Origin of the sequence: Rhodococcus sp. IEGM 1406, from assembly GCF_030056745.1 — a bacterium.
Taxonomy (GTDB): Bacteria; Actinomycetota; Actinomycetes; order Mycobacteriales; family Mycobacteriaceae; genus Rhodococcus_F; species Rhodococcus_F erythropolis.
In genome coordinates this window covers 1,257,458-1,283,745 of the sequence record NZ_JASHKO010000001.1, presented here as the reverse complement: position 1 = coordinate 1,283,745, position 26,288 = coordinate 1,257,458, and the positions used below count along the sequence as shown (strand labels likewise).

The following is a 26,288-nucleotide window of genomic DNA, read 5'->3' as shown; positions in this document are numbered from 1 at the left end:
TGCAGCTGGTTCGCCCGGCGCGGTCATGAGGAGCCCCGAAGACCGTTCCCGGCGTCGAAGCCCCGTCAGCGCAAGCTGTCGGAGTGAGAGGGAACCCGGTGAAAATCCGGGACTGTCCCGCAGCGGTAAGCAGGAACGACCGCCGTTTATGTGCACTGGGCATCCGCCTGGGAAGCGACGGCCAGTAGGTTCGATCCAACTCGATCGAGTGCCCGCGAGTCCGAAGACCTGCCGACTGTGTCGGGCACGCCGTGCCCGACGGTCCACCGCCTCGTGGAATGGGCGTGTAGATCTCCATCGGACCTCGTGTGCGGTGCGGGCAGTACTGTCCGCCGAAACTCGAGGTCTCGTGAGGTGTACCCGTCTGCCGGCAGTGGCCATCAATGCATTGGCAATCTGGAGAAACTCCGTGACAACAACATTCACTTCGACCGTGCTGGGCTCACCGCGCATCGGTCCTCATCGAGAACTCAAGCGGGCAACCGAAAGCTACTGGGCAGGGCGCATCGACGCCGACGCCCTGCAGGCTGTCGCCCGTGACCTCCGTCGGCAGGGCTTGGCCGACCTCCGTGACCTGGGCCTCGACTCCATCCCGGTCAATACCTTCTCCTTCTACGACCAGATGCTCGACACCGCAGTTCTTCTCGGCGCGCTGCCCGACCGCGTCGCGTCGGTCGCCGATCCGTTGGACCGCTACTTTGCCGCTGCCCGTGGGACGGACACCATCGCGCCGCTCGAAATGACGAAGTGGTTCGACACCAACTACCACTACCTGGTGCCGGAGATTTCACCGTCCACCACGTTCGCACTCGACCCGTCCAAGGTCTTGTCCGAACTGGCAGAAGCACTTTCCGACGGCATTGCAGCCCGCCCGGTCGTCATCGGACCGGTCACCTTCCTGCTGCTCTCGAAGGCTGTCGGCACAGACGAGCCGCTGCTCTCGCGGCTCGACGAACTACTCCCCCTCTACGCGGATCTACTCGGTCGGCTCGCGAAGGCCGGTGCGAGCTGGGTTCAGCTCGACGAACCCGCCCTCGTGGGCGATCGCACCGATGAGGAAATCGAAGCGGCACGCGCTGCGTACGAACAGCTTTCAGCGCTGCCTAAGCGGCCGTCGATCCTGTTGGCGTCGTACTTCGGTTCGCTGCGTGACGCGTTGCCCGCGCTTGCGTCCACCGGCGTCGAAGGATTTGCCGTCGACCTGGTGGCCGGTCAGGATTCGATCGGCTCCGTACCTGAACTCGCCCGCAAACTAATCGTCGCCGGAGTGGTCGACGGACGAAACATCTGGCGGTCCGATCTGGACTCGGCACTGAGCACTTTGGGTGCCTTGCTCGGCAGCGTCGACACGCTTGCCGTCTCCACGTCGTGCTCCCTGCTGCACGTTCCGTACACACTCGACGCTGAGTCCGATGTCGACAAGGCCCTGCGCTCGTGGCTCGCGTTCGGCACCGAGAAGGTCAAGGAAGTAGTAACTCTCGCAACCGCTCTCACACAGGGCCGAGAGTCGGTGGAGGACGAGTTCGCTCTGGCACGAGCGGCCGCGTCGACCCGCAAGGACGATCGCAGACTCAATGATGCGAGTGTTCGAGGCCGTCTGGACGCGGTGCTGAACTCGGCGACCGGTCGCGCGCCCGCCGCCGAACGTCGCGCTGCCCAGGACGAGCTGCTTTCTCTGCCGCCGCTGCCCACGACGACCATCGGTTCGTACCCGCAAACCTCGAAGATCCGCATCGCTCGCGCAGCACTGCGCAAAGGTGAGATCGACGAAGCCGAGTACGTCAACCGTATGCGCGCCGAGATCGCCGAAGTTGTTGCGCTCCAGGAAAAGCTGGACCTGGACGTGCTTGTTCACGGTGAGCCGGAACGCAACGACATGGTCCAGTACTTCGCGGAGCAGTTGGACGGATTCTTCGCCACCGCCAACGGTTGGGTCCAGTCGTACGGCACCCGCTGCGTGCGTCCGCCGATTCTGTACGGCGACGTCTCGCGCGCGAAGCAGATGACCGTCGACTGGATCACGTACGCACAGTCCCTGACCGACAAGCCGGTCAAGGGCATGCTCACCGGACCCGTCACCATTCTGGCCTGGTCGTTCGTCCGCGACGACCAACCCCTCGCCGACTCGGCAAATCAAGTCGCACTGGCCATTCGAGACGAGACCGTCGATCTGCAGGCCGCCGGAATCGGAATCATCCAGGTCGACGAACCGGCTCTGCGAGAACTACTCCCACTGCGTGCCGAGGATCAGCGCGCCTACCTGGACTGGTCGGTCGGCGCCTTCCGCTTGGCCACCTCGGGCGTCGCGGATTCCACCGCGATCCACACGCACCTGTGCTACTCCGAGTTCGGAGCGGTGATCGGCGCCATCGCCGGCCTCGACGCGGACGTCACGTCCATCGAGGCGGCACGCTCACACATGGAGGTCCTCGACGATCTCAGTTCGGTCGGGTTCGATCTCGGCGTCGGCCCCGGTGTCTACGACATCCACTCGCCGCGGGTGCCGAGCGTCGACGAAATTGCCGAATCACTGCGTGAGGCACTCAAAGCTGTTCCGGTCGAGCGGTTGTGGGTCAACCCGGACTGCGGTTTGAAGACTCGCGGTTCCGTCGAGGTCGAGGCGTCACTGCGTAACCTCGTCGAAGCCGCGAAGTTGGTACGAGCGGAGCTTTAGGGGCAAAGCCCCGGTGCGCCTTTTTGGTAGTGGGCACTACCAAAAAGGCGCACGGGGGTCAGCTCAACCATGTGTTGCCGAAGAGCAGAATCCCGTCCGCACTCGGCATCACTCCGTGCACGTTCTCGCGCCACGGGATGAAAACCTTGCCGGAGTTGACCACGGCCATCGGCGCCGTCTCGTTGACCACGGTCTGAATATCGTCGATGACGGCTCGCCGCTCATCCTCGCCCGACGCTGTTTGCAGCTTGCCGAGCAACTCGTCCATCCGAGCGTTCTTGTAGCCGAGAATGTTCGACGGCGATTCGCTGAACAGGTTGCCGTACATACGCACGAACGGTGACTCTTCCAGCACGTTGAACGCGAAGTAGGACACGTCGTAGTCATGCTTCGCGTACAGCATGGAAATCAGATCGTTGATGCTGGTTGCGTAGGTGATGTCGACCGTGAAACCCACTGCCTGCAAGAGCGACTGAAACGTCAGTGCGCTGCGCTGCGTCGCCGGATCGTTCATACCGACGTACGTCAGTTTTCCGTCGTAACCGTCGGCCTTCGCCTCGGCGAGATACTTCTTCGCCGCCTCGGGGTCGAAGCCGTTCCCGGCCACCGATCCGTGCCACTGCGACCACGACGCGAACATGTCGGTGCCGGGTTCGCCGAAGCCGCCCTGAACTCGCTCGTTGAACGTAGTCGGGTCCACCGCAGCGACAATCGCCTTACGCACGCGCTCGTCCTTCGCTGCCCGATCGTCGCGCTGATTGATTGCCAGAACGCCGGCCATGCTGGCCGAGTACACAAATCCGGGATCACCGGCTTCGAAAGCCTCGTGTATGAAATCGGGAGACTTCAGATAGGCGACCTGAATTCCGTCGGTGTGCAATCCCTCGAGTTTGCTCTTCTCGTTGACGATTGCCGGAAAGCGCAACTTCTCGAGGTACGGTGCCCCGTCCCAGTACGTCGGACGGGCAGCGAGCACCAATTCGTCCTGGGAGGCGAACTTCTCGACAGTGAACGGACCTGCCCCGATCGGGGTGAACGTGCCGGTAGCCATCGACGAGGGCGCGACGATCATGCCGGGACCGGTGGTGAACATGATCGGGAACTCGTCCCACGGCTGCGCCAATGTGAAGACGACCGTACTCGGATCCGGTGAATTCGTCTCGCGCACAGTGGTCTTCCACACCAGCGCGTGAGTTCCCTTCTTCTGCAGATAGTGATCGATGCTCCACAGGACTGCCGCACTGTCCATCGGAGTGCCGTCGCTGAAGGTGACGCCGTCGCGCAATTTCAGTGTCCACACCGTGTTCTCGCCGTTGGCCGACAAAGACTGCGCCAAGTGGGGAACGTATTCGCCCGCCGCCGTATCGAAGCGCATCAGAAGGTCGTAGATGGCTGCCATTTCGCTACCACCGGTAGCGCCGCCGTCCTGACGGTCAGCTGGATCGAGACTGCTGATCCCGTTGTAGGTGGCAAACGACACGGTGCCACCCGAGCGCGGCTCTCCCCCGTTGTTCTGGTCACCGACAACTCCGACCGTCACGTCCGATGCATCCGTGGTCGTACCTTGGCTGCTACCGGCGCACCCCGTCACCACCAGTGTCGCCGACGCCAGGACAACCATCCAGATTCGAGAGCGAGCTCGGTACGAGCGCTTCATTGCGACTCACTTTCACAGTTCACGGACACGTCGATCCCTGGATCGGACATCCCGGCAGTTTTGTAAGTGAATTCTAGGTAAGGACGCTTCCTGCGTCTTCGTTTTCACGAAGCTGAAGCGATGATTCGCATTCACAGCGACTGAAACAAGAACTGAATTCTAGAGTGACACCGTTCAGCGAAGTACCAGTCCGATGACGTCTTCGACGTTCCGCTGGGCCTCTGCGAATCCGATCCGGCCACTGGTCCACAGTGCAAGGGCCGTCAACATCGTGCCGCCCATTGCCACGGCCGCAACCCGCGCCGTCTCGGCCGGAATACCGTCCATCAATTCGAACAGCATTCTCCGATGTGCAGCCGCGCGCTGATCCAGCGACTCGATCACGAACTGATCCGAGGACGAATGGAGTTCGATCTCGAGTCGAGCGAAGTGAGGCCTACGCTCGAATGCCTTCATCTCGCGGCGATGAAGTGCCAGAACCCGTTCGTACGCATTGCTCTCTTCGCCGCCTGTTCGCGACTCCTCAGGACGACGAGCCGATTCGAGCCCGCTCCACGCCGTCATCGCCGCAGCAAGAAGTTGCTGTTTGGTCGGAAAGTAGCGATAGAGAGTGCCTAGCGCCACGCCTGAACGCTCCGACACTTCTTTCATCTGGATTCGATCCGACGGCATCGCTGCAAGCATCTCGACCACCGCCGTGGTCAATCGTCGTCTCCGCTCGAGTTGCCCCACCGACATGAGGTCGGTATCCAGGGGAAACTCGTCGCTGCGCACAGTCACGCGCGTCACGATAGTTCAGAACCTCGACCGCAGTGCCAGGTTGCGAAGTTTCATCAGAACCCCGAAATCTAGTACATAGATTAATCACCTGCCGATCGCGCTAGGGTTAGTCCATGAATGACCGGACAACCGATGACCAGTCAACCGTCGGCGAACTCAATTTCTGGTCGTTCATCGAACTGGCCAACAAAAAGCTGGCCACCGAACACGGCTTTCGCGATCAGCTCGCCACCGAGGTTCTCCTGACGCTCAACCGAGCCTCCAACGTCGTCACGTACGATCTCGAGTCGTCGATCCACCGCCCTCGAGGCTGGTCATGGTCCTCCTTCCGACTGTTGTTCGTCACCTGGCTGGCCGGTCCGATCGAGCCGAAGGCTGCCGCCGAGCTCACCGGGATGAGTAGGGCAGCGGTCTCCAATCTGTCCAAGTCGCTGCTGGCAGACGGATTGATCGATCGCCGGCCCACCGAGAACGACGGCCGTTCGGTCCAGCTGTACCTGACCGACAAGGGCCGAGAAGCCATGGTCGAAGCGTTTCGCGAGCAGAACGAACGCGAACACGCCTGGGTCAGCGTCCTGAGCGAGGCCGAACAGCGAATTCTTGTCATGCTCCTGGACAAACTGATCACCAACCGCAGCCAGTTCGACGTACGCGGACGTAACTGACATAGACCCGAACCCCCTTGGAGGGTTGCGCCCATCACATCATTTTAGTTAATGTATTTACTATCTGGTGGAGGTGAGCCAGGCAGAACAGCACAGAAGGAGCCCCGTCATGGCGTTCTATCGACAACTCGGCAACATCCCACCGAAGCGTCACACCCAACACCGTGACGAGTCCGGCAACCTCTACTACGAAGAACTGATGGGAGAGGAAGGTTTCTCCTCGGATTCTTCGTTGCTCTACCACCGCGAGATCCCGTCGGCCATCGTCGACGCAACGGTCTGGGAACTGCGCGATCAGAGCACAACCCCCAACCATCCCCTCAAACCGCGCCATCTGAAACTCCACACGCTGTTTCCCGAAAGCACCTGGAACGAGACCGACGTGGTAACCGGCCGTCGTCTCATCCTCGGAAATGCCGACGTGCGACTGTCCTACGTCGTTGCGGCGGCGCCATCTCCCCTGTACCGCAATGCAATCGGCGACGAGATGGTCTACATCGAATCTGGCGAGGCGACCGTCGAGACTGTCTTCGGCACACTCGAGGCCTGTGAAGGTGACTACGTCCTGATCCCGATGTCCACAACGCATCGATGGATCCCCAAGGGTGACAAACCACTTCGTGCCTACGCCATCGAAGCGAACAGTCACATCGTCCCGCCCAAGCGCTATCTTTCCCGCTTCGGCCAGCTACTCGAGAACGCACCGTTCTGTGAACGAGACCTGCACGGACCGACCGCGCCCATGATCGCCGAAGGCACCGACATCGAGGTACTGGTCAAGCACCGCACGTCGGCGGGCATCGTCGGCACCCGAATGGTTTATCCCACGCACCCTTTCGATGTCGTCGGTTGGGACGGATGCCTGTACCCGTACACCTTCAACATCTCCGACTACGAGCCGATCACGGGCCGTGTTCACCAGCCGCCGCCCGCGCACCAGGCATTCGAGGGGAACAACTTCGTGATCTGCAACTTCGTGCCCCGCAAGGTCGACTACCACCCCCTGTCGATCCCCGTGCCGTACTACCACTCGAACGTCGACTCGGACGAGATCATGTTCTACTGCGGCGGAGACTACGAGGCACGCAAGGGTTCCGGCATCGGGCAGGGTTCGATATCGATTCATCCCGGCGGCCACGCCCACGGCCCACAACCCGGCGCATACGAGCGAAGCATCGGCGCCGAGTTCTTCGACGAGCTGGCCGTCATGGTCGATACGTTCCGGCCCCTCGAATTGGGTGAGGGAGCCTTGGCCTGTGAAGACGAAGCGTACGCCTGGAGTTGGGCAGGGCGGGGGCCTAAGCAATGACGATCATCTCCCCACTCCTGCGCGGCCTGTGCGACGACGCAGCACTCTTCCCACCCGGCAATGCTCCTCTCGCCGAGGCAGTTCCGGCCCACGCGGCCTACCAGCAGGCGGACTATGACGCACTGGTCGGGCCCTTCGTCTTTCCCGCGCCGCGATTGAGCGAACTGGCCGCGTACGTTTCAGCTGACAACCCGGTGACGCTGAGTCTGACTGTGCCGGCCGGTCCAGCCGATACGGCGGCGGCACTGTCGAACGCGCTCGCTATCCCCGGTGTCAGCGTCGCCGCCGTCGAAGTGGGAATTCCTGACGGGTTGGACGCCGAAGCCGCCTTCGAGGAACTCGCTCCCGTCCATGCCGCTCATCCCGACCTGGACATTTTTGTCGAGGTACCCCGCGGTGATCGACGCGTGGACTTTCTGACGGCGCTCGAAACCGCCGGGTATTCCGCGAAGTTTCGCACCGGAGGAATTGTCGCCGAAGCGTACCCGGACGAGGACGAGCTCGCCGATGCCGTGATATCCGTTGTCCGAGCGGGTATCCCGTTCAAGGCGACCGCGGGACTGCATCACGGCGTGCGCAATACCGATCCGGAGACAGGTTTCGAGCAGCACGGCTTCCTCAACATCATGGTGGCCGTCAACGCTGTGAGGCGGGGCGCCGACCGCTCGGAAGTTGTTGCTGCTCTGGCGCAACGCGATGGCGAATCGATCGCGCAAGCCCTGGCCGAACTGACCGCGGACGAGGCCGGCGAGGTGCGTCGCCGCTTCCTCTCGTTCGGGACCTGTAGCATTTCGGACCCTCTCACCGAGCTCGAAGGTCTCGGATTGATCGTCCGCTCCGACAAAACCGAAGGAACACTCGTATGACAGTCACGACCATCGACATTCCCGCCGACTCGTTGTTCGGGATCGACAATCTGCCATACGGCATCTTCTCCCCCGCCGGAGGATCACCGCGTGTTGGTGTTCGGGTCGCCGACTCGGTGGTCGATCTCGCAGCGACACTGGGAGATTCCGTCTTCGCCGAACCGACTCTGAATGCGTTCATGGCGCTGGGCCGGGATCAGTGGGTATCGGTGCGTAATCGGATCACGGATCTAGTGACCGGCGAAATAGACTCGGACGCAGTGTTTCCCGTCGACTCAGTCACAATGCACTTACCGATCGCGGTGGCCGACTACGTGGATTTCTACGCGTCGGAAAATCATGCGACCAACCTCGGACGCCTGTTCCGACCCGACGCTGCCCCCTTGATGCCGAACTGGAAGCACCTTCCGGTCGGATACCACGGGCGCTCGAGCACCATCGTCGTCTCCGGCACCGATATCGTTCGCCCCTGCGGACAGCGCAAGTCACCCGATCAGGAGAACCCGGATTTCGGACCGTCCCGCCGCCTCGACATCGAGGCCGAAATGGGCTTCATCGTCGGAACTCCCTCGAAGATGGGCGATTCCATCACCCCGGACGACTTTGCCGAGCACGTCTTCGGCGCCGTCGTCGTGAACGACTGGTCCGCCCGGGACATCCAGGCGTGGGAATACGTCCCTCTCGGCCCGAATCTCGGGAAGAGCTTCGCGACGTCCATTTCTGCGTGGGTTGTTCCGTTGCTCGCGCTCGAAGCTGCCCGAATCGATACGCCGGTGCAGGACCCCGAACCTCTCTCTTACCTGCGCGGCGAGGAGAAGTGGGGGTTGGACATCGACCTGGCCGTCGATTGGAACGGTCACGTCGTCTCCCGGCCGCCCTACGCCCAGATGTACTGGTCGCCGGCGCAGATGCTCGCGCACACCACTATCAACGGCGCAGCAGCGAGCACCGGCGATCTCTTTGCATCCGGAACCATTTCCGGACCGGACAAGGATCAGCGCGGCGCCTTCATCGAACTGACCTGGGGTGGCAAGGAACCCGTGACCGTGGGCTCCGAGACTCGAACCTTTCTCGAAGACGGCGACACCATCGCCATCTCAGCCACCGCTCCCGGCGTCGGGGGATCACGAATCGGCTTCGGGGATGTTCACGCTCGGATCCTGCCGGCAACGCAAACCGAAAGATAACGATTGACAACTGTTTGATTCACGCTGATCTGATGTCCGGAATTCCTTGCCTCACGATTCTCCGAAGATAAGCTGGACTAACCATCCAGAGCGATCGAGAGTCCTGGCTCCGTGACGTCGCAGCAACCCCCTCTGCTGAGGTGCGGGTGCTTTCTGCCAGGTCCGATGGAGGACTCGTGCCAGGCGATCGACCCCGTACCTCAGTGGGGACAGCAGCTGTCGTCGTGATCGTGGGCGGTGGCCCCCGCGGGACCGGCGTACTCGAGCGAATCCTCGCTCACGAATCGGTGAACGCCGATCCCGTACCGATCGACATTCACGTCGTGGACCCGTATCCGGCAGGCGCCGGCCGCATTTGGCGAGGCAGCCAGGCGCCGCTTCTGTGGATGAATTCGACAACCGCGGACGTCACGATGTTCACCGACGAGACCACCGCCGTGACCGGCCCAGTGCTGCCGGGTCCGACCCTCGCGGAATGGGTCGCCGAGCACTCGGCTGAACTTGCCGAATTCCCCGAAATCGCGGCAGAAGTCCCGATGATCACCCCGTCGTCGTTTGCATCGAGGTCACTGCAGAGCCGATACCTGAACTGGGTGTTCCAGACCGCGGTCGACTCCGCACCAGCGCACGTCGACGTTCGGGTTCATCGACGATCAGTGGTCGACATCGTGAACGTCGGCGAGATACAGACGGTTCATCTGGACGACGGAGTTGTCATCGAAGCGACGGCCGTCCTTCTCGCGCAAGGGCACCCCGATGCGTTGGCTGCCCCGCGTGAAACCGCGCTGACCAGCTTCGCGTCCGAGCACGGGTTGACCTACGTAGGTCCGGGATACACCGCCGACCTCGACGCCGATGTCATTCCCGAACGCGAACCGGTTCTGATCGCCGGGCTCGGGCTGGCTTTCATCGACTGGATGGTTCTCCTCGCCGAGAGCCGCGGCGGCGTCTTCGAACGCGGTGAGGACGGCACCCTCACTTACACTCCCTCGGGTCGGGAACCTCTGTTGTACGCCGGATCTCGTCGAGGCGTGCCGTACCACTCCAAGATTTCGTACTCGATCGCCGACGCGCGGCCACCGCTACCCCGGTTCTTCACCGCTGATCTTGTGCCCGGCGACGGGCCGTTGGATTTCCGAAACGACATCTGGCCGCTGGCGTCGAAAGAATTGGCAGGCGCCCACTATCACGAACTGTTCGCGTCGCACCCGGATCGGACGGTGGGCACCTGGGAGGAGTTCGACGCCGAATTCGCCTCGCTGGCTTGGGGATCGTCTCGATTGCAGGAACTGGTCGAGAACGCAGTTCCGAAGCCGGAAGACCGTATCGATCTCGAGCGACTGAACCGCCCACTCGGCGGTGAGCGCTACGACGGACTTGCCGAGGTCCAATCCCGGATCAACGAATACATCTCGGCAGACGTCGCGCGGAGGTCGGACCCGTATTTCAGCGCCGACGCCGCTGTCTTCTCAGCGCTGCTGTCGACGTACATGACTGTCGGAGAATTGCTGCGGCGCGGCAGAATCCCGGCCGAATCCGTCGCCAAGGACGTCGAGGGTTGGCTTCATTCGTTCTTCAGCTTCATCGCCAGTGGTCCGCCACCCGAGCGACTGGAACAGTTGATCGCGCTCAACGAGGCCGGCATCGTCCAGTTCCTCGGGCCGGATTCGGTGTTCTCCACCGAGATCGACCCGGCAACGGGGGCTGGGATCTTTGTCGCTCGCAGTGCGTCGCACACCGACATCGTGGCCGCGAACACCCTCGTCGAAGCACGCTTGCCGGTTGCGTCCATCAGCGCGAGCGGTGACTCGCTCCTGCGGACGCTTCACGGTCGGGGCGAGGCAGTCGAACTTCGTGCGACCGTGGACAGTTCGGCGAAGCTCGCCGTCGACGGTACTTCACGAATTCTCGACCAGGACAACACAGCTCATCCTCGCCGCTTCGCGGCCGGGCCGTGGGTTGCAGGCCACAACTGGTCGGCGGCTTTCCCTCGTCCCCGTACCAATGCGGGGTTTTTCCGGCACAACGACGCCCTGGCGGCGGAGATTTTGGGCGCTGCGCGCCTGTGAGCGGTTAGGGAGTCCAGGGACTCCCTAACCGCTCACGGGGGCTGTGCCCCTCCTAGCTGAACACCAACTCACCCTCGTCAACCGCGACGGTGATGCTGCCGCCCTCTTCGAGGAGATCATCGAGCAGCATGTCGGCGATCTTGTCGTCGACCACACGCTGAATCGAACGACGCAACGGGCGAGCCCCGAACTCGGGTTGATGCCCGTGCTCGGCAATCCAGTCCACTGCGTCGGCGGTGAACTCGATGTCGATGCCCTTGGACTGCAACCGCTTCCGGCTGTCGTCGAGCAACAGATCAGTGATCCGGTGCAGTTGCTCGGTGTCGAGCTTGCGGAAGATCACTATCTCGTCGATGCGGTTGAGGAACTCCGGCCGCATCGATTCGCGCAACCTGGCCATCACGCGGTCGCGCAGTGGCTTCTCCGCCGACTCTGCATCACCTGTGGTGAAGCCCAGTCCACCGGACTTGCTCGAAATGATGTCCGAGCCGAGATTGCTGGTCATGATCACGACGGTGTTCTTGAAGTCCACCGTCCGACCCTGGCCGTCGGTCAGACGCCCATCGTCGAGCACCTGGAGCAAGGTGTTGAACACGTCCGGGTGTGCCTTTTCGATCTCGTCGAGCAGGATCACCGAGTACGGGTTACGACGCACCTGTTCCGTGAGCTGTCCGGCCTCGCCGTAGCCGACATATCCGGGAGGAGCACCGACCAATCGGCTTACCGTGTGCCTCTCACCGAACTCACTCATGTCGAAGCGCAGCATCTTGTTCTCGTCACCGAAGAGTGTGGCAGCCAGAGCTTTTGCGAGCTCCGTCTTGCCGACACCGGTGGGTCCGAGGAACAGGAAGCTACCGACGGGACGATCCGGATCGCTCATACCGGTCCGGCTACGACGCACCGCACGCGCGATTGCGCGAACGGCGTCATCTTGCCCGATGACACGACCGTGCAGTTCCTCTTCCAGACGGCGCAGGCGATCTTTCTCTGCTTGAGTCATCTGGCTGGCCGGAATACCCGTGGCACGGGCGACAACCTGGGCGATCTGTTCAGCAGTCACATCCGGAGTTTCCTCGGAAGGAACCGAGGATCCTGCCTTCTCGAGACGCTTTGCGACGCCGTTGATCTCGTCACGCAGGGTCGACGCCTTCTCGTACAATTCATCGGCGACGGCTTTCTCCTTGTCGCTCTCGAGCTGCTCGAGACGTTGCTGCAGTGCAGCGGTGTCCACGGTGGCCGTCTTCAACCGAAGCCTGGCGCCGGCCTGGTCGATCAAGTCGATTGCCTTGTCCGGCAAGAACCTGTCGCCGATGTAACGTGCCGACAGCTCCACCGCAGCGGTGATCGCCTCGTCGGTGTAGTGCACCTTGTGGTGATCCTCGTACCGACTGCGCAGTCCGCTCAAGATCGCGATCGCGTCCTCGATCGACGGCTCCCCGACCTGTACGGGCTGGAAGCGCCGCTCGAGCGCGGGATCCTTCTCGATGTTCTTGCGGTATTCGTCGAGCGTGGTGGCGCCGACGATGTGCAGTTCACCGCGAGCGAGCTTGGGCTTGAGGATGTTTCCGGCATCCATCGCACCTTCGGCGCCGCCTCCGGCACCGGCGATGGTGTGCATCTCGTCGATGAAGACGATCAGCTCGTCCTTGTGTGCGGTGATCTCGTCGATCACCTTGGTCAGCCGTTCCTCGAAGTCTCCGCGGTAGCGAGTACCCGAGACCATGCTCGAGAGTTCGAGCTGGACTATCCTCTTGCCCACCACCGATTCCGGGACATCCCCGTCGACGATGCGCTGGGCGAGACCTTCGACGATGGCAGTCTTGCCGACGCCGGCCTCACCCACCAGGACGGGGTTGTTCTTGGTGCGGCGGGAGAGGATCTCGATGGTCTGTTCGATCTCGTCGGCGCGGCCGATCACCGGATCGACGCCGCCGTTGCGTGCGCGATCGGTGAGATCGACGCCGTACTTGTCGAGCGTCGGTGTGGTGGACTCGTCTTCGACTGGACCGGCTGCAGGATTCTGAACCGCTGCCTGCAGCTTCTCCGGCGTGATGCCGGCCGAAGCGAGCAGACGACCCGGAACATGATCGGGGTCACCAGCCAATGCGATGAAGAGGTGTTCGGGATCGATGTACGTCGATCCCAGGGCTCGGGCCAGTTGATGAGCCTCGAGTAGAGCGGTTTTCACGGCGCTGCTGAGCGCAGGAGCAGAGTAGGCCCCCTGCTCACGGCCTTGTGGCAGCCGCAGGTCGACGGCGTCGACCACGGATTTCGGGTCGGCTCCGGCGCGCTGCATGAGCGTGCGGACCGGATCCTGCTCCGCCATGACGCGGAGAACGTGCAGTGCATCGAGATCCGAATCACCGCGAGCAGCCGCTACACGTGCAGCGTCAGCCATGAGTTGCTGGGTGGCCCTGCTCATGAGCCGGGAAATATCGATGCGACCGGGACCCTCGGGCCCGAAGAATGCTGGCATTCCGAATGCCTCCTTGCAGAAAGTTGAGCGTTACTGACTCAATTAACGTGCATGGGGCTCGATCAATTCCCGCGGGCTCAGATTTGTTTCAACACCTTCGGGCCACAGATCGTTCTCAACTACCGAAGGATCCGGTAGATCGACCGACCGGGTACGCCTCGACGTGCATGATCACCGATCCCTCGCAGGGACCACTCGCGATGTCGGTACGCCACGAACCTTTCAGACTGCCATCGGGCTGAGGTGTGTAATACGCCTCGGAGTGCGCCGGTGCCCACACCTTGGGCACGCCTTCCCCCTGGTAGCAATCCCACTCCCAGTCATAGGGGTGCACCCAACTGGTTCCGTCCCAGGTGTATCGCGCAGGCTGCGGCAACGTCGGATTGGCGGGAGCCGGACCGCCGACCACTGTGGCGATACAGACTCCGCTCGAGCAATCCGTCTCGAACGTGTATGTATCGGAGAAATCCGGCTCCCACTGGCTGGCGGCCAGACTTGTGCCCGTCTTGGTCGCGGCGAAACGCTTGAGCGAGTAATCACCGGACCAGTTCGCATCCGCAGCCCCCGCGGGCATCGCTCCGGCGACAAACCACGTAGCAACGAGAGCAACCACCAACAATGACTTTCGCATGCGTGAAGTGAATCACAAGCTATGTCCGAATTGTCGGATACTGACCACAAGAACACCGACGACGATCAGCACCAGCGAAACCAACGGCAACGCTCCCGCACCCCTGTCCGCCAAGATCAGCCCGCCCACGACGCCGCCCGCTGCGATCGCCGCATTGAAGATCGTCACGAAAACCGATTGCGCAGTGTCCACAGCGTCGCCCGTCGTGTCGGCGAGCGCAGTCTGAAGGAGAGTGGGAGCGCCTCCGAATGCCACGCCCCATACCGCAACGCTGAGTGCGATCACTGCGAAGCTGTCACCGCCGACGCCCAACGCCGTCAAAGCTGCGGCAAAGACCACCAAGCTCAGCACGGTGAGACTTCGAAGGGCCCGGTCGACAAACACCCCGACCACACCGATGCCCACGAAGGCGAAAAGTCCGAACACGAACAAAACGATTCCCAACCGATCGCCGAAACCGATGCGATCCAGAAACGCCGCCAGATACGTGTACACGATGTTGTGCGCGAAGATCCACAAGAACGCGACAAACAGAATCGGTCGTACGCCCGGCAGGACCAGGACTTTCCGCACCGACAGCTGCCGATCCGCTTGTTGCCCGGGAAAGTCCGGCATCACCGTGAGTATCCACACGACCAGAAGTAGCGCAGCAACCGACATCACGGCGAAGACTACGCGCCAATCGGCCAGGGTCCCGAGCCACGCACCCATCGGAACGCCGATTGCCAGCGCGATCGGCTGTCCGACGGAGGCAACCGCAACGGCCCGCCCCTGCAGATGAGGGGGCGCCATCCTGCGTGCGTACCCAGCAAGCAACCCCCACACCACACCTGCTGCCATGCCCGCCAGAAACCGAACACCCAAGGTGAGAACAAGATTCGACGACAGCGCTGTCACCAGATTGAAGACACCGAATCCAACAGTCGCCGACACCAGGACAGCACGCCGTCGCAGTCCTCGGGTCAATGCGATCAGTGGTACCGCCCCGACGACCGAGCCCAACGCGTATGCAGTGACCAATTGCCCGGCGCCGGAGACAGATACGGACAGCCCTGACCCGATCTGCACCAGTAGTCCGGCCGGCATGGTTTCGGTTGTGATTGCTATGAAACCTGCCATTGCGAGTGCCGACAACCCGGCCAGCGGTAGCGTCCGGACGGAATCGGTCTCCGCCAGTGCCGAAGTCGCAGTCCCGTCCGAGTTCGCGCTCACCTCGTCGGTGTTTCGGGACTGCCTTCACCCGACTGGCCGGAACGGACCAGTTCTGCAATCGACGCCCAGTCCATCTCGCCCTGACCGTTCGCCAGAGCCTGAGCGAGCACGCCTCGAAGTACGCCGCCGAACGGCAAATCCAGATCGACGCTGTCGGCGGCGTCGAGCGCAAGCCTCAAATCCTTGAGGCCCAGAGTGGTGGTGAATCCTGCAGGCTCGTACTGACGCGTCGCGACGAGGTTTCCGTAGCTGGAGTAGACCGGCCCCGGGAAGATCGTCGAGGTCAGCAGTTCTACGAGTTGGCTTCCGTCCACACCTGACCTCTCCCCCAATGTGATTGCCTCACCCAAGGATTGAATCGCGGCAAGGATGAGGTAGTTGCCGATGATCTTGACGATGTTGGCCTGCTCCGGACGCTCACCTTGTGGCCACGTGCGAGCCCCGATGACGTCGAGGAAGGGTTGCACTCGCTCGAGGAGGGAACTGTCGCCGCCGGCGATGATGTTCAACTGGCCGGCCTGAGCAACAGAAACGCGTCCGAATACCGGCGCCGCGATGTACCCGATGCCGTACTCGGCGTGCAGTGCGGCGGCGCGCTTGGCAAGGCCGACGCTGACGGTGGCCATGTTGACGTGCACGGTTCCAGTCGGAACGGATGCGAGTACGGCGGGATCCAGAATGGCCGCAGACACGGCCGAATCATCCGCCAACATCGACAGCACAACACCGGACTGGAATGCCTCGGCAACGGTTTTCGCGCCGGTCGCCCCTTCCGCGACCAATTCGGCTACCGCTTCAGGGCTGCGATTCCACACCGTCACGTCGAAGCCTGCACCCATCAGATTTCGAGCGATGGGACGACCCATCGCACCCAAACCGACCACGGAAACAGAAGTCATGGATTTCCCTCTCGAAAATGCTGAACCATCTAAGACGGTTCAACACTCTCACACAGGTACAGTTGCTGTCGAACCGGTTGAGATGGTTCGCTACAAAGGAGGATGAAAGTGAACGAAGCAGGAGCTGATCAATCCGCTCGGGACGTGTTTCGACTCGACAACGACACGCTCGCCTTCCGCTTCACCGCCACCCTCACCAATCGGAACGGCTCGAGGTTCGAACGACTCACGAGCCCGCAGCGACTCGAATTATGGTTACGCGCCAACGATCTGATGGACACCCCAGCAACCGCGACAGAAGACGACCTCCGCGGCGCGCAGGATTTACGTGAGGCCATTCATCGCATCGGAACCGCCGTATGCGAGGACCGCCGCGCCTCACGCGCCGATGTCGGGATCGTCAACACCGCATCCGAACTCGGTGATGCCCACCTCGTCCTCGAGAGTGGCCGGGCCCTCTGGAAATCAGCCGGAGACAATCCGATCCGCGACGCTTTGTCGATAGTGGCTGCCGACGCGATCGCGGTGCTCGGTGGACCCGACCACGACCGCGTCAAAGCCTGCCAGGGCGACGGGTGCACCGGCCTCTACGTCGACACCAGCCGCGGCAACAACCGACGCTGGTGCTCGATGAACATCTGCGGAAACAAAGCCAAGAAATCCGCGATGACCGCTCGCGCCGACTAGCTCATCTCACCTTCACCGCGACTCCATTTCGCCGCCACTCGGTTCCACAGCTTCTCGATCGGCGTCGACAGCAGGAGAAGAAACAGCGGGAAGTACGACGTCACCGGAACGAGCACACTGACGAGCAGCGCCACCACCATGATCAGGAAAGTGACGATTTCAGCGGTGAAATGCGGCTTCGCATTCTCTTCACTCAACGAAGGGTTGCGAACCAGACCCCACGCGACCACCGCCAGGCACGCAGCACTGGCTGCCATTGTCCCGATGTAGAGAGCCCTGGTTCCGAGATCCTGCGACGGCGCTGCAACGAGCGCAGTCGGGAACGGCAAGAACACGATGGTCATCACCCACAACCCCAGCCCGCGCACAACCACCTTGTCTCCGTCGACCACGAAACGAAGCAGCCGATGCTGCGACCACCAGAGACGGAAGATCACCAGAAAGCTCAGGGCGAACGAATAGAACTGCGCAGCGTGATCGCGCAGGAGTTCCGACGTGGTGCCGTGGTGGTCACTGGTGAGTTCGACCAGCGGCAGGACGAGCAGCGTGATCGCAATGGCGACAATCGCGTCGACGAAAGTGACGTAGCGCTCGAAGTAGCGGGTGCGTTCCGCAATCTCAGCCATTGCGGAAGCATAAGCCTCACAACAAGAAACAGACCGGCGACGCCACTTTGCGGGAGGCGGTATCCCGAAACATACAATTAACGAATCAAATTCGTTATAACTCTTGACCGAGGCAGGGCCCATCCCCATACTTAACGAATCACATTCATTAAGTGACTCGCATCACGCCATCAGGGGTCGGTTCCGCCACCCCCTTCAGGACATGGGGTTGCCCTAGTGCCAATCAACGCTTCTGCGATTACGCAGTCCGACCGGGTTCCACTCACCGCCAACCGCGGTATTGCCGTCTTCAGCATCGGTGTCATGGGATTCATCACCGCGAACCTCATCCCCCTGATGATCGTGGCAATGGTCGAGGACCTCGGTGTCACCGAATCCGCCGCCGGTGCCGTCCTGACCGCATCGCTGCTGGTCTGCGCGTTCACATGCCTCGCCACCACTCGTATCGCATCGGGTCGGCATCGTCATCTCCTCGGCCGCGTCAGCCTGATGGCAATGGCAGCAGCATTCGGCGTTGCGGCCATCGCACCGTCCACGATGATCGCGTGTGCCGCGATCATCGTCGGCGGCATCGGCGCTGGCGGATCTGCATCCGTTGGTGGAGCGGCACTGGCCGCGCTCACGAACCCGGACCGGGCGTCAAGCATCAGCGGCCTCGTGAACCGTGTCGTCGTCACAGCCGTCCTCGCTCTCATACCCATCCTCGGCACACACATGACCAACGCATTCGGCATCGTCGCAGTCCTGGCACTGGCTACCGCAGCAACGGTCACCTGGTTGCCGTCATCCCCGGTGAAAGAGTGGCCGGAGACGGCGAAGTCCGCCAAGACGACCACCACTCTCCCCGCCGGGGTAAGCGCGAAACGACTCACTTTTGCCGGAACCGCATTTCTCGCGATGCTTGCAGTCTGGGCGATCAGCGAAGACTCACTGTGGGCAGTACTCGGCATCATGGGTTCCGAGCACGCCGGACTCTCGGATCAACAAATGAGTCTCGCGCTGAGCGCATCAACGGCGGGTGGCGTGCTCGCGGCTGTTACTTTGACCGCGTTGGGTTCTCGGGTCAGTCGGACAGTATCGATCTCCGTGCTACTGATGCTCGGGGCAATCCTGAAGCTGTCTGCCAGCCTCACCACCGATCCCACGATCTACCTGGTACTGGTCATCGCCTGGAACACTGTCTACGCGGCCACGTTCATCGTCTTGGTTGCCATCTCGGCCGCGCTCGACGCCGCCGGCCGATGGTCGGCCCCACTACTGGGCACCTACCTCATCGGCTCCGCGTTCGCGCCGCTGTTCGGCACTTCGGTGACGGCCAGCCTCGGGTATCCGACCTTCGGAGTCATCATCTCCGGGATCAGCTTCGTTCTATTAGTCCCGTTCGCCTTGGTTTCCCGACTCTCCGCACGTACCGAGGGTGCGTATCGTCACCACAGCGCCGCCATCACTACTACCGTCATCGCGTAAGGATCACGTAGAAGTCATGAATGACAGCATCACTCACTACCGCAACGGAAAGATCTTCACGGCTGCCGACGACGGATGGGCCGAATCGATAGTCGTCGAGAACCACAAGCTCAGATTCGTGGGCGAAACCGTCTATGCCGATATCCTGGCTCCCGACGCCGAGGTGATCGATCTCCAAGGCGCCGTCGTGCTACCCGGTTTCGTCGACGCCCATACACATTTGGTCATGATGGGATTCGCGCTGCAGAAGTTGGATCTGCGTGATGCCACCGATCTCGCCGACATTCAGTCCAGCATCAAGCAATTCGCGGAATCGAACCCGGACGCACCACGCCTGCTGGGTCGCAGTTGGTTGTTCTCCGCGCTGGATGGAGGGCACCCGACGCGAGAGATGATCGACGCCGTCGTGCCCGATCGCCCGGTGTACCTCGACGCCAACGACGTACATTCGGTCTGGGTGAACACTGCAGCACTGCGAGAACTCGGCATCGACGCGGACACGCCCGATCCGATCGGCGGTCGTATCGGCCGGGATCCGGACACCGGAGAAGCCACCGGAATGCTGTACGAGACCGCCATGATGCTCTACGTCTGGCCGAAACTGGCGGAGCTCGCATCCGACGAGGACCGGGACGCCGCCCTCGCGCTCGCGTTCCGCCACTATCTCGAGGACGGCGTGACCGGCGCGGTCGACATGGCTCTCGGCGCGGACGAATTAGCTTCGCTGGAAAGAGCATTGGATGCAGGAGACGGCACATTGCCGCTGCGCGTCGCGGCTCACTGGCTGATGACCCGCGAGGACAACGAGGCCGACAACGTCCGACAAGTTCACGACGTGATCGAACTCCACGAGCGCGTCCAAGGTCCGTGGCTCCGTATCGCCGGAATCAAGATCATCATCGACGGTGTGATCGACAGCTGCACTGCCGCAATGAAAGAGCCGTACTCTGACGGCACCAACGCCGAGCCCATCTGGGATCTCGAGTCCTTGATCCCCGTCGTGACAGCCGCTGACGCCGCAGGCCTGCAGATCGCGATGCACGCGATCGGCGACGAGGCGTCGGAGATCGGATTGACGGCACTCGAGTACGCGATCGCCGCCAACGGAGACATTCCCCGCAGGCACCGAATGGAACACTTGGAGTCCATCACCCGGGACAACGTCGAAAGGCTTGCCCGCCTGGGAATCATCGCCTCGATGCAACCGGTTCACGCTGACCCTGCTATCCAAGAGAACTGGCAGGCGATGCTCGGCGACTACCGGGTGAATCGCGCGTACCCCTGGCCCGAATTCACCGAGGCCGGAGCGGTTCTGGCGTTGGGTTCGGACGCTCCGACGGCGCCCCACCCGCCGCTGCCGAACATGTTCATCGCCACCACCCGTCGATCCGCAATCGATCCGTCACTGGCACCCAACCTGCCGGGGTACGCACTCCCCCTCGCGGACGCGCTGGCTCACGCAACCCGCGACGCTGCCTACTCGTGCCGGTGGGAAGATGTGACCGGCCAACTGGTTCGGGGAAAAGCAGCCGATTTTGTCGTACTGAAACAAGATCCGTTCACCGAAGGGGTCGATTCTCTCCTGACCACGGAAATCGCGATGACCGTGGTTGCCGGATCCGTGCGATACGACTCCGCTCGCGCCACAAACGCCGAAGCCGTCAACACCGAAGCCCGATAGCTGATCGTTACCGGTTGTTCGATAACGCACGCATGCGGCCCGGCGACAGAACGAGGGAGGGACTTGAACACGTGAACCCACACTCTCTGGAGGACGCATGCGCAGGAAAGCTCCGATTTCGGCCGCCGTCGCTGTCTCGGCACTGGTGACGACCACTGCCCTGATGGTCGCCGGTTGCGGGTCGACCGAAGGAACACCCGAGGCGGCGGCTAGTTCAACAGCGTCAAGCTCAACGGCGTCGGCGACCTCAACGGCGTCGGCGACCTCGACGGCAAACGAATCCGGGACGACGGTAACGAGTTCTCCCCCGCCGCAATCGGGCACCCCAGCAAGCGAATCCGTGCCGGCGACGACGCCTGCAGTCCCGGCTTCAGGTCCCTGTGTCGACGTCGACTCCCCGGTCGTCACGGACGCAATCGGTACCTTGGGAACCGACGTCAACGGCGGCAGCTGGATACCGAGATCCGCGAGCGAGGAGCAGATCGGTAATTGTCCTGACCTGCTCTGGGTTTCGGTCGATGGTGACGGCGTGGGCGATGCGACGTATCAGTCACACGTCCTGTTCTTCCACGACGGGACTTACCTGGGCACGGCTACCAGCAAGCCGTACTCGTACACACACGTCATCGACAGCAACAGGAATTCGGTGTCCGTCCAATACCGATGGTTGCTCGACGACGACGCATTCTGCTGCCCTCAAGGCGGACCGAATATCGTGAATTTCACGTGGAACGGCAGCGCTGTGGTCGCCGACGGCCAGTTCCCGCCCTCCTGAACCCGTTTCCGTACGATACAGCTCTGAATACAACTGTGCCCCAGCGACAACGGTCGCTGGGGCACAGTCTTCTTCAATCTACTCGCCGACGCTCCTACTCACCTACACCGAGTTCGCGCAGGCGAGTCTTGTACAGCTCGATGTTGCCGAGCTTGATGTCCTCGTAGCCGCGAACCACGTCCGGCAGCGCCGCGATCTCGACGGCGCGATCGTATCCGTCGGTTGCGAGCGTACGAGAGAGATCAGCGATCATGGCCTCGTACTCGGCGAGCAGTTCACGCTCGACCTTGCGGACGTGCATGTAGCCGAAGGGATCGAGCTTGGTACCGCGCAGCTTCTTGCCCTTGGCCAGAACCTTCAGTGCAACATGCGACTTGGGCCCGAGGCCGATCTTCTTCTTGCGGCCCATCACTCGGAGGATCGGGGGGTGGAGCTTGTAGGTCAGGTTCTCCCCGGCCGGCACCTGCGACTTGACGTCTTCGATGAAGGCAGGATCGACCAGCATGCGAGCAACTTCGTACTCGTCCTTGTACGCGGTGAACTTGAACAGGCCGCGGGCGACCGCTTCACTGAAATCGGTCCGCTCGGTTGCGGCACGTTCAGCAGTCCAGACTGCCTGAACCTGATCGATGTAGCGCTGGGCGATCTTGACGGACTGGAACTCGATGAGCTGTGCCGCACGCAGTTCGACCAGTCGCAGGGTTTCACCGGTGAAGGTGGTTCCGGCGAACATGTGAGCCGGTGCGACAACGGGTTCGCGGACGGACTTGGCCGGCGTGGTGACGGCCGAGAACGCTGCAGTGTCGGCAATTGCTGCACGGCCCCAACGGAATGCCGCGATGTTCGCGTCCACGGCAACGCCGTTGATGCCGATCGCTTCTTCGATGGCCTCGGCCGGCAGACGAAGTCCACCGCTCTGGTAGGCAGCACCGATCAGCAGGAAGTTGGCGGCTGCGGTGTTACCGAACAACTCCTGTGCCGCGGCGAGTGCGTCGAACGAGCGCAGGGTGCGCGACACCTTGTCGAGACGGGCGAGGAGTGACGTCTCCTCGGGGTAGCGAACAGCCTTGTCGTAGACCATGTCTCCGGTCGGCGTCTGCGACGTCGATGCGATGGAGACCGTCTTCTCGGCGTTGCCGTAGTCGAGGTTCTTGTTGTCCGTCGCGGTCAGCAGGTCGAAGGCGACGATGCAATCCGCGCTGCCCGGGGTGAGGCGGTTGGACGGCTCGAGCGCGCTGGAGCTGAAACGCAGGTGCGAGACAACCGGTCCGGCCTTCTGGCTCAGGCCGATCTGGTCAAGGCTCTCCACCTCGAGGCCGGCGCGCAGTGCCGCCGTTGCGAGCACCTGGTTGACGGTCACGATACCGGTGCCGCCGATGCCCGCGAGGAACACGTTCTGCGTGCTGGTGAGCGGTCCGAAATCGGGATCTGCGACGACGGGCGGGACGGGACGTGCGGCCTTGGGAGCCTTCTTGCCCGGCACCAGTTCGACGGTCACGAATGAGGGGCAATCGCCGTCCATGCAGGTGTAGTCCGTGTTGCAGGACGTCTGGTCGATCTTCGTCTTGCGACCGTACTCGGTGTCCACGGGCTGGACCGAGAGGCAGTTCGACTTCACACCGCAGTCACCGCAGCCCTCGCACACTGCCTCGTTGATGACGACGCGAGTGTTGCGAGTGGGCAGCGTGCCACGCTTGCGCTGGCGACGAGCGTCGGCCGCACAGTGCTGGTCGTAGATCAGTACGGTGACGCCCTTGATCTCGCGAAGCTCCTTCTGAGCCTCGTCGAGGCGATCGCGGTGCCAGAGCTTGGTGCCCTTGGCCAGGGCGCGCTTGTTGTGGCGCGAAGGCTCGTCGGCGCAGATGATGATCTGCTTGACGCCCTCGGTGGTCAGCTTGTGGCTGAGTTGAGCAACGGAGAGGGCACCTTCTGCGTCCTGTGCACCGGTCATCGCCACTACTTCGTTGTAGAGCAACTTGTAGGTGATGTTCACGCCTGCGGCGATGCATGCCTGGACAGCCAACTGACCGGAGTGGAAGAAGGTGCCGTCGCCGATGTTCTGGAACAGGTGAGGCACGTCGGTGAACGGTGCCTGCCCGATCCACTGGCTGCCCTCGCCGCCCATCTGCGTCAGGCCGGTGACAGCGCTGTCCTCACGGCCGGACATGGTGACGAGTGTGTGGCAACCGATTCCGCCGCCGCCGATTGAGCCCTCGGGGATAGCGGTGGAACGGTTGTGGGGGCACCCACTGCAGAAGTACGCGGTTCGCTTGGCGGAGAGCACGTTCAGTGACAGCGGTGCCGGGAGGGTGCGCTTGAGCTCGACGTGCGGCTTCAGTACGCGCCGCAACGGGGCGAGCAGCCGGCCTGCGGTCAGTTCACCACTGGCAGGCATGAGCAGACGGCCCTGGCCGTCACGCTTGCCGATGATGCGAGGAGCATCGTCGGTGCCGTACAGGACTTCCCGGATCTGAGCTTCGATGAACGCGGTCTTGTCCTCGACCACGACGATCTGCTCGAGACCTTCGGCGAACTCCTTGATCTTCTCGCCAACGACGGGGTAGCACATTCCGATGCGAAGGAGACGGATCCCGGCGCGGTGCAGCGCCGCATCATCGACGCCGAGGTCTGCCAGAGCTTGGCGGACGGAGTCGAAAGTTGTACCGGTGGCGGCGATACCGATCTTCGCACCGGAGGGGTTGACCTCGATCACATCGAGGTTGTTGGCAGTTCCGTACGCGTGAACAAGATCCCATCGCGGGCCGTACAGATCGGCCTCGGCGATGACACTGTCCGGCGGCGCAGCCATCTGACGCTGCTTGTAGACGAAGGGCTTGCCCTCGAACTGCACTTCCGGAACCACGATGTCGAAGTCCGCGATGCTGCCGTCGATCGTCCAGGCACCGTCGGCGACGTCGGCGACGATCTTCAGCGCTACGACGCAACCGGACACCCGCGAGAGTGCAACGGCGTGCATACCCATCGTGATGATCTCTTCGGCATTGCGCGGAAAGAGAACCGGCACACCCATCGCGGCAAGCGAGCGCTCGCTGACGGCCGGAACCGTGGAGGACTTCGACGCCGGGTCGTCGCCCACCAGCAGGACGACGCCGCCCTTGGGGTTCACGCCGTACATGTTGGCGTGGCGAATGGTGTCGGTAGCGCGGTCGACGCCGGGGCCCTTGCCGTACCAGACGCCGGTCACGCCGTCGTGGGTCGCGGTTCCGGCCGGGAGATCCGTCTGGCTTCCCCATACCGCGGTGGCAGCGAGCTCCTCGTTGAAGCCGGGGATGAAGGTGATGTCGTGTTCCGCGAGAACCTTGGGCATGCCGTGGAGCATCTTGTCGACGCCGCCGAGGGGGCTGCCCTGGTAACCGGAGACAAAAGTGGCAATACGCTTACCCGCCCGGATGTCGCGAACGTGCTGCTCGACGAAACCGCGTGCGATTGCCTGAACACCGGTCAGCAACACCGGTCCCGATCCCGACCGGTACCGATCATCGAGGTCATAGGGCTTGGCCTGGGCTACGCCCGACACCAGTTCAGTCATCGTGGACCACCGTTCCGTCTGCAGTGCATTTCAACTACCGTGCATTTTCAACAACCGCGTAACTCGATCTGTTCAGATGATCGTGGTCGAGGTATGTGAAAGCGTCAACAGAGGCTTGTTCAACTATTCAAATTGGCAATTTGTGAGCCAAATCACGTGACCTAGGTCATCGAATCAATCAGTTGGAGACCCGTTCGTGGCGATACGGCGAAACGGACATAAAACGTTCCCGACAATGCACACCGAGAACTTTCTTGACATTGACGCAACGTCAACTTGCATGCTGAATGAGCACAACCGATCCGAGAGTAGGAACTCCACGTGAGCGAATGGTCCATCCAAGAACTCGCCAAATCCGCCGGTACCACCAGCAGAACGCTGCGCCATTACGGCGATCTCGGACTCCTGGAACCAAGCCGCATCGGCGCCAACGGCTACCGCTTCTACGACGAAGACGCCCTGGTGCGACTGCAACGCATCCTGCTGCTTCGGGAACTCGGACTCGGATTGCCGGCCATCGCCGAAGTCCTCACCGGTGAACGCGACACGGCCGCCGCGCTGCGTACGCACCTCGAACTCCTCGAGCAAGAGCGCACGCGGATCTCGAGACAGATCGAATCGGTCAACAGGACGTTGAACAAGACGAAGAAAGGTGAATCACTCATGCCGGAAGATGTTTTCGACGGGTTCGACCACACCCGATACAAGGACGAGGTCATCGAGCGTTGGGGCAAGGACGCCTATACCAGCGGCGACAACTGGTGGCGGTCGATGTCCGAGCAGGACCGGAAAGCACATCTGCAAGCTCAAGCTGACATCGCAGCGGCATTCGGAAAAGCACTGACAGCGGGCCTACCCGCGGAAAGCGACGACGTCCAGACGATTACCCAGAGACAGTTCGAGTGGATAAAAATCGGTTGGCAGGGAAGGACTCCCAGCGCCGACGCCTTCACCGGACTCGGCCAGATGTACGTCGACGATCCCCGCTTCACTGCAAACTACGACAAGTACGGAGAAGGCACCGCTTCGCTGGTCCGTGACGCGATGAAGATCTACTCCGAGCGCAATTTGCACTGA

General features: G+C 62.1%; 19 protein-coding genes and 2 riboswitches. Of the genes, 11 read left to right on the top strand and 8 right to left on the bottom strand.

The window, feature by feature from the left end; translation table 11 throughout:
* The first annotated feature begins 41 nt into the window (after positions 1 to 41).
* Positions 42 to 250, top strand: a riboswitch (cobalamin riboswitch).
* A gap of 159 nt (positions 251 to 409) precedes the next feature.
* A complete protein-coding gene (gene metE / locus QM596_RS06195) occupies positions 410 to 2,674 on the top strand; it encodes a 5-methyltetrahydropteroyltriglutamate--homocysteine S-methyltransferase (protein WP_283308388.1) in 2,265 nt (754 codons plus the stop codon).
* A 58-nt stretch (positions 2,675 to 2,732) separates the two neighbouring features.
* Here metE and QM596_RS06190 read toward each other — a convergent pair whose 3' ends face one another.
* Together QM596_RS06190 and QM596_RS06185 are read right to left on the bottom strand one after the other, a co-directional pair.
* Entirely contained in the window at positions 2,733 to 4,331 is a 1,599-nt protein-coding gene (locus QM596_RS06190) for an ABC transporter substrate-binding protein (RefSeq protein WP_084325169.1), read from the bottom strand.
* 174 nt (positions 4,332 to 4,505) lie between these two features.
* Complete coding sequence (locus QM596_RS06185; RefSeq protein WP_041815189.1) at positions 4,506 to 5,120, bottom strand: TetR/AcrR family transcriptional regulator; 615 nt, start codon at positions 5,118 to 5,120, stop codon at positions 4,506 to 4,508.
* A 104-nt stretch (positions 5,121 to 5,224) separates the two neighbouring features.
* Between QM596_RS06185 and QM596_RS06180 the strand changes: the two genes are divergently transcribed.
* The 5 genes from QM596_RS06180 (at position 5,225) to QM596_RS06160 (ending at position 11,207) form a co-directional block, all read left to right on the top strand.
* Positions 5,225 to 5,776: a MarR family winged helix-turn-helix transcriptional regulator gene (locus QM596_RS06180; RefSeq protein WP_019745012.1), complete on the top strand. Its 552-nt coding sequence runs from the start codon at positions 5,225 to 5,227 to the stop codon at positions 5,774 to 5,776.
* A 109-nt stretch (positions 5,777 to 5,885) separates the two neighbouring features.
* On the top strand, positions 5,886 to 7,085 hold the full coding sequence (locus QM596_RS06175; protein ID WP_020908862.1) for a homogentisate 1,2-dioxygenase: 1,200 nt from the start codon (positions 5,886 to 5,888) through the stop codon (positions 7,083 to 7,085).
* Complete coding sequence (locus tag QM596_RS06170; protein ID WP_019745014.1) at positions 7,082 to 7,951, top strand: hypothetical protein; 870 nt, start codon at positions 7,082 to 7,084, stop codon at positions 7,949 to 7,951. Before QM596_RS06175 ends, QM596_RS06170 begins: the two co-directional genes overlap by 4 nt.
* Positions 7,948 to 9,138: a fumarylacetoacetase gene (fahA, locus tag QM596_RS06165; protein WP_029256074.1), complete on the top strand. Its 1,191-nt coding sequence runs from the start codon at positions 7,948 to 7,950 to the stop codon at positions 9,136 to 9,138. The genes QM596_RS06170 and fahA overlap by 4 nt, the downstream gene beginning before the upstream one ends.
* A 78-nt stretch (positions 9,139 to 9,216) precedes the next feature.
* Positions 9,217 to 9,310: riboswitch (SAM riboswitch) on the top strand.
* 4 nt (positions 9,311 to 9,314) lie between these two features.
* Entirely contained in the window at positions 9,315 to 11,207 is a 1,893-nt protein-coding gene (locus tag QM596_RS06160) for an FAD/NAD(P)-binding protein (RefSeq protein ID WP_232816875.1), read from the top strand.
* 52 nt (positions 11,208 to 11,259) lie between these two features.
* Here QM596_RS06160 and QM596_RS06155 read toward each other — a convergent pair whose 3' ends face one another.
* From QM596_RS06155 to QM596_RS06140, 4 genes are all read right to left on the bottom strand, one after another.
* Positions 11,260 to 13,683 (bottom strand): ATP-dependent Clp protease ATP-binding subunit, encoded by a 2,424-nt coding sequence (locus QM596_RS06155; protein WP_283308387.1) that lies wholly within the window; start codon positions 13,681 to 13,683, stop codon positions 11,260 to 11,262.
* Between the two features lie 115 nt (positions 13,684 to 13,798).
* Complete coding sequence (locus QM596_RS06150; RefSeq protein WP_019745018.1) at positions 13,799 to 14,314, bottom strand: Rv2253 family sensor-like surface protein; 516 nt, start codon at positions 14,312 to 14,314, stop codon at positions 13,799 to 13,801.
* A gap of 12 nt (positions 14,315 to 14,326) precedes the next feature.
* Complete coding sequence (locus QM596_RS06145) at positions 14,327 to 15,526, bottom strand: MFS transporter (protein ID WP_021345344.1); 1,200 nt, start codon at positions 15,524 to 15,526, stop codon at positions 14,327 to 14,329.
* Positions 15,523 to 16,425 carry an NAD(P)-dependent oxidoreductase gene (locus tag QM596_RS06140; protein WP_019745020.1) on the bottom strand — a complete coding sequence of 301 codons (903 nt, stop codon included), beginning with the start codon at positions 16,423 to 16,425 and terminating at the stop codon, positions 15,523 to 15,525. The genes QM596_RS06145 and QM596_RS06140 overlap by 4 nt, the downstream gene beginning before the upstream one ends.
* 102 nt (positions 16,426 to 16,527) lie before the next feature.
* Between QM596_RS06140 and QM596_RS06135 the strand changes: the two genes are divergently transcribed.
* A complete protein-coding gene (locus QM596_RS06135) occupies positions 16,528 to 17,112 on the top strand; it encodes a CGNR zinc finger domain-containing protein (RefSeq protein ID WP_021332152.1) in 585 nt (194 codons plus the stop codon).
* Here the strand turns inward: QM596_RS06135 and QM596_RS06130 are convergent.
* Entirely contained in the window at positions 17,109 to 17,738 is a 630-nt protein-coding gene (locus QM596_RS06130) for a TMEM175 family protein (RefSeq protein ID WP_019745022.1), read from the bottom strand. The two genes, QM596_RS06135 and QM596_RS06130, sit on opposite strands and share 4 nt — an antisense overlap.
* A gap of 216 nt (positions 17,739 to 17,954) precedes the next feature.
* Between QM596_RS06130 and QM596_RS06125 the strand changes: the two genes are divergently transcribed.
* The 3 genes from QM596_RS06125 (at position 17,955) to QM596_RS06115 (ending at position 21,661) form a co-directional block, all read left to right on the top strand.
* Positions 17,955 to 19,205, top strand: coding sequence for an MFS transporter (locus QM596_RS06125; RefSeq protein WP_283308383.1), 1,251 nt, complete (start codon positions 17,955 to 17,957; stop codon positions 19,203 to 19,205).
* A gap of 16 nt (positions 19,206 to 19,221) precedes the next feature.
* Positions 19,222 to 20,886, top strand: a complete 1,665-nt coding sequence (locus tag QM596_RS06120; protein ID WP_133726969.1) for an amidohydrolase — start codon at positions 19,222 to 19,224, stop codon at positions 20,884 to 20,886.
* A gap of 97 nt (positions 20,887 to 20,983) precedes the next feature.
* Complete coding sequence (locus QM596_RS06115) at positions 20,984 to 21,661, top strand: LppP/LprE family lipoprotein (protein ID WP_283308381.1); 678 nt, start codon at positions 20,984 to 20,986, stop codon at positions 21,659 to 21,661.
* A 94-nt stretch (positions 21,662 to 21,755) separates the two neighbouring features.
* Here the strand turns inward: QM596_RS06115 and QM596_RS06110 are convergent, their stop codons facing one another.
* A complete protein-coding gene (locus QM596_RS06110) occupies positions 21,756 to 25,211 on the bottom strand; it encodes an indolepyruvate ferredoxin oxidoreductase family protein (RefSeq protein ID WP_042921773.1) in 3,456 nt (1,151 codons plus the stop codon).
* A 321-nt stretch (positions 25,212 to 25,532) separates the two neighbouring features.
* On the opposite strand from QM596_RS06110, the gene QM596_RS06105 reads away from it, so the two are divergent.
* Positions 25,533 to 26,288 carry a MerR family transcriptional regulator gene (locus tag QM596_RS06105; RefSeq protein WP_019745027.1) on the top strand — a complete coding sequence of 252 codons (756 nt, stop codon included), beginning with the start codon at positions 25,533 to 25,535 and terminating at the stop codon, positions 26,286 to 26,288.

What these genes read in the sequence shown, in the direction of transcription:
- QM596_RS06140 (WP_019745020.1), bottom strand. Translation starts at nt 16,425, where the DNA reads ATGACTTCTGTTTCCGTGGTCGGTTTGGGTGCGATGGGTCGTCCCATC.
- QM596_RS06180 (WP_019745012.1), top strand. Translation starts at nt 5,225, where the DNA reads ATGAATGACCGGACAACCGATGACCAGTCAACCGTCGGCGAACTCAAT.
- QM596_RS06175 (WP_020908862.1), top strand. Translation starts at nt 5,886, where the DNA reads ATGGCGTTCTATCGACAACTCGGCAACATCCCACCGAAGCGTCACACC.
- QM596_RS06110 (WP_042921773.1), bottom strand. Translation starts at nt 25,211, where the DNA reads ATGACTGAACTGGTGTCGGGCGTAGCCCAGGCCAAGCCCTATGACCTC.
- QM596_RS06155 (WP_283308387.1), bottom strand. Translation starts at nt 13,683, where the DNA reads ATGCCAGCATTCTTCGGGCCCGAGGGTCCCGGTCGCATCGATATTTCC.
- fahA (WP_029256074.1), top strand. Translation starts at nt 7,948, where the DNA reads ATGACAGTCACGACCATCGACATTCCCGCCGACTCGTTGTTCGGGATC.
- QM596_RS06150 (WP_019745018.1), bottom strand. Translation starts at nt 14,314, where the DNA reads ATGCGAAAGTCATTGTTGGTGGTTGCTCTCGTTGCTACGTGGTTTGTC.
- QM596_RS06120 (WP_133726969.1), top strand. Translation starts at nt 19,222, where the DNA reads ATGAATGACAGCATCACTCACTACCGCAACGGAAAGATCTTCACGGCT.
- QM596_RS06130 (WP_019745022.1), bottom strand. Translation starts at nt 17,738, where the DNA reads ATGGCTGAGATTGCGGAACGCACCCGCTACTTCGAGCGCTACGTCACT.
- QM596_RS06115 (WP_283308381.1), top strand. Translation starts at nt 20,984, where the DNA reads ATGCGCAGGAAAGCTCCGATTTCGGCCGCCGTCGCTGTCTCGGCACTG.
- QM596_RS06170 (WP_019745014.1), top strand. Translation starts at nt 7,082, where the DNA reads ATGACGATCATCTCCCCACTCCTGCGCGGCCTGTGCGACGACGCAGCA.
- QM596_RS06135 (WP_021332152.1), top strand. Translation starts at nt 16,528, where the DNA reads ATGAAAGTGAACGAAGCAGGAGCTGATCAATCCGCTCGGGACGTGTTT.
- QM596_RS06190 (WP_084325169.1), bottom strand. Translation starts at nt 4,331, where the DNA reads ATGAAGCGCTCGTACCGAGCTCGCTCTCGAATCTGGATGGTTGTCCTG.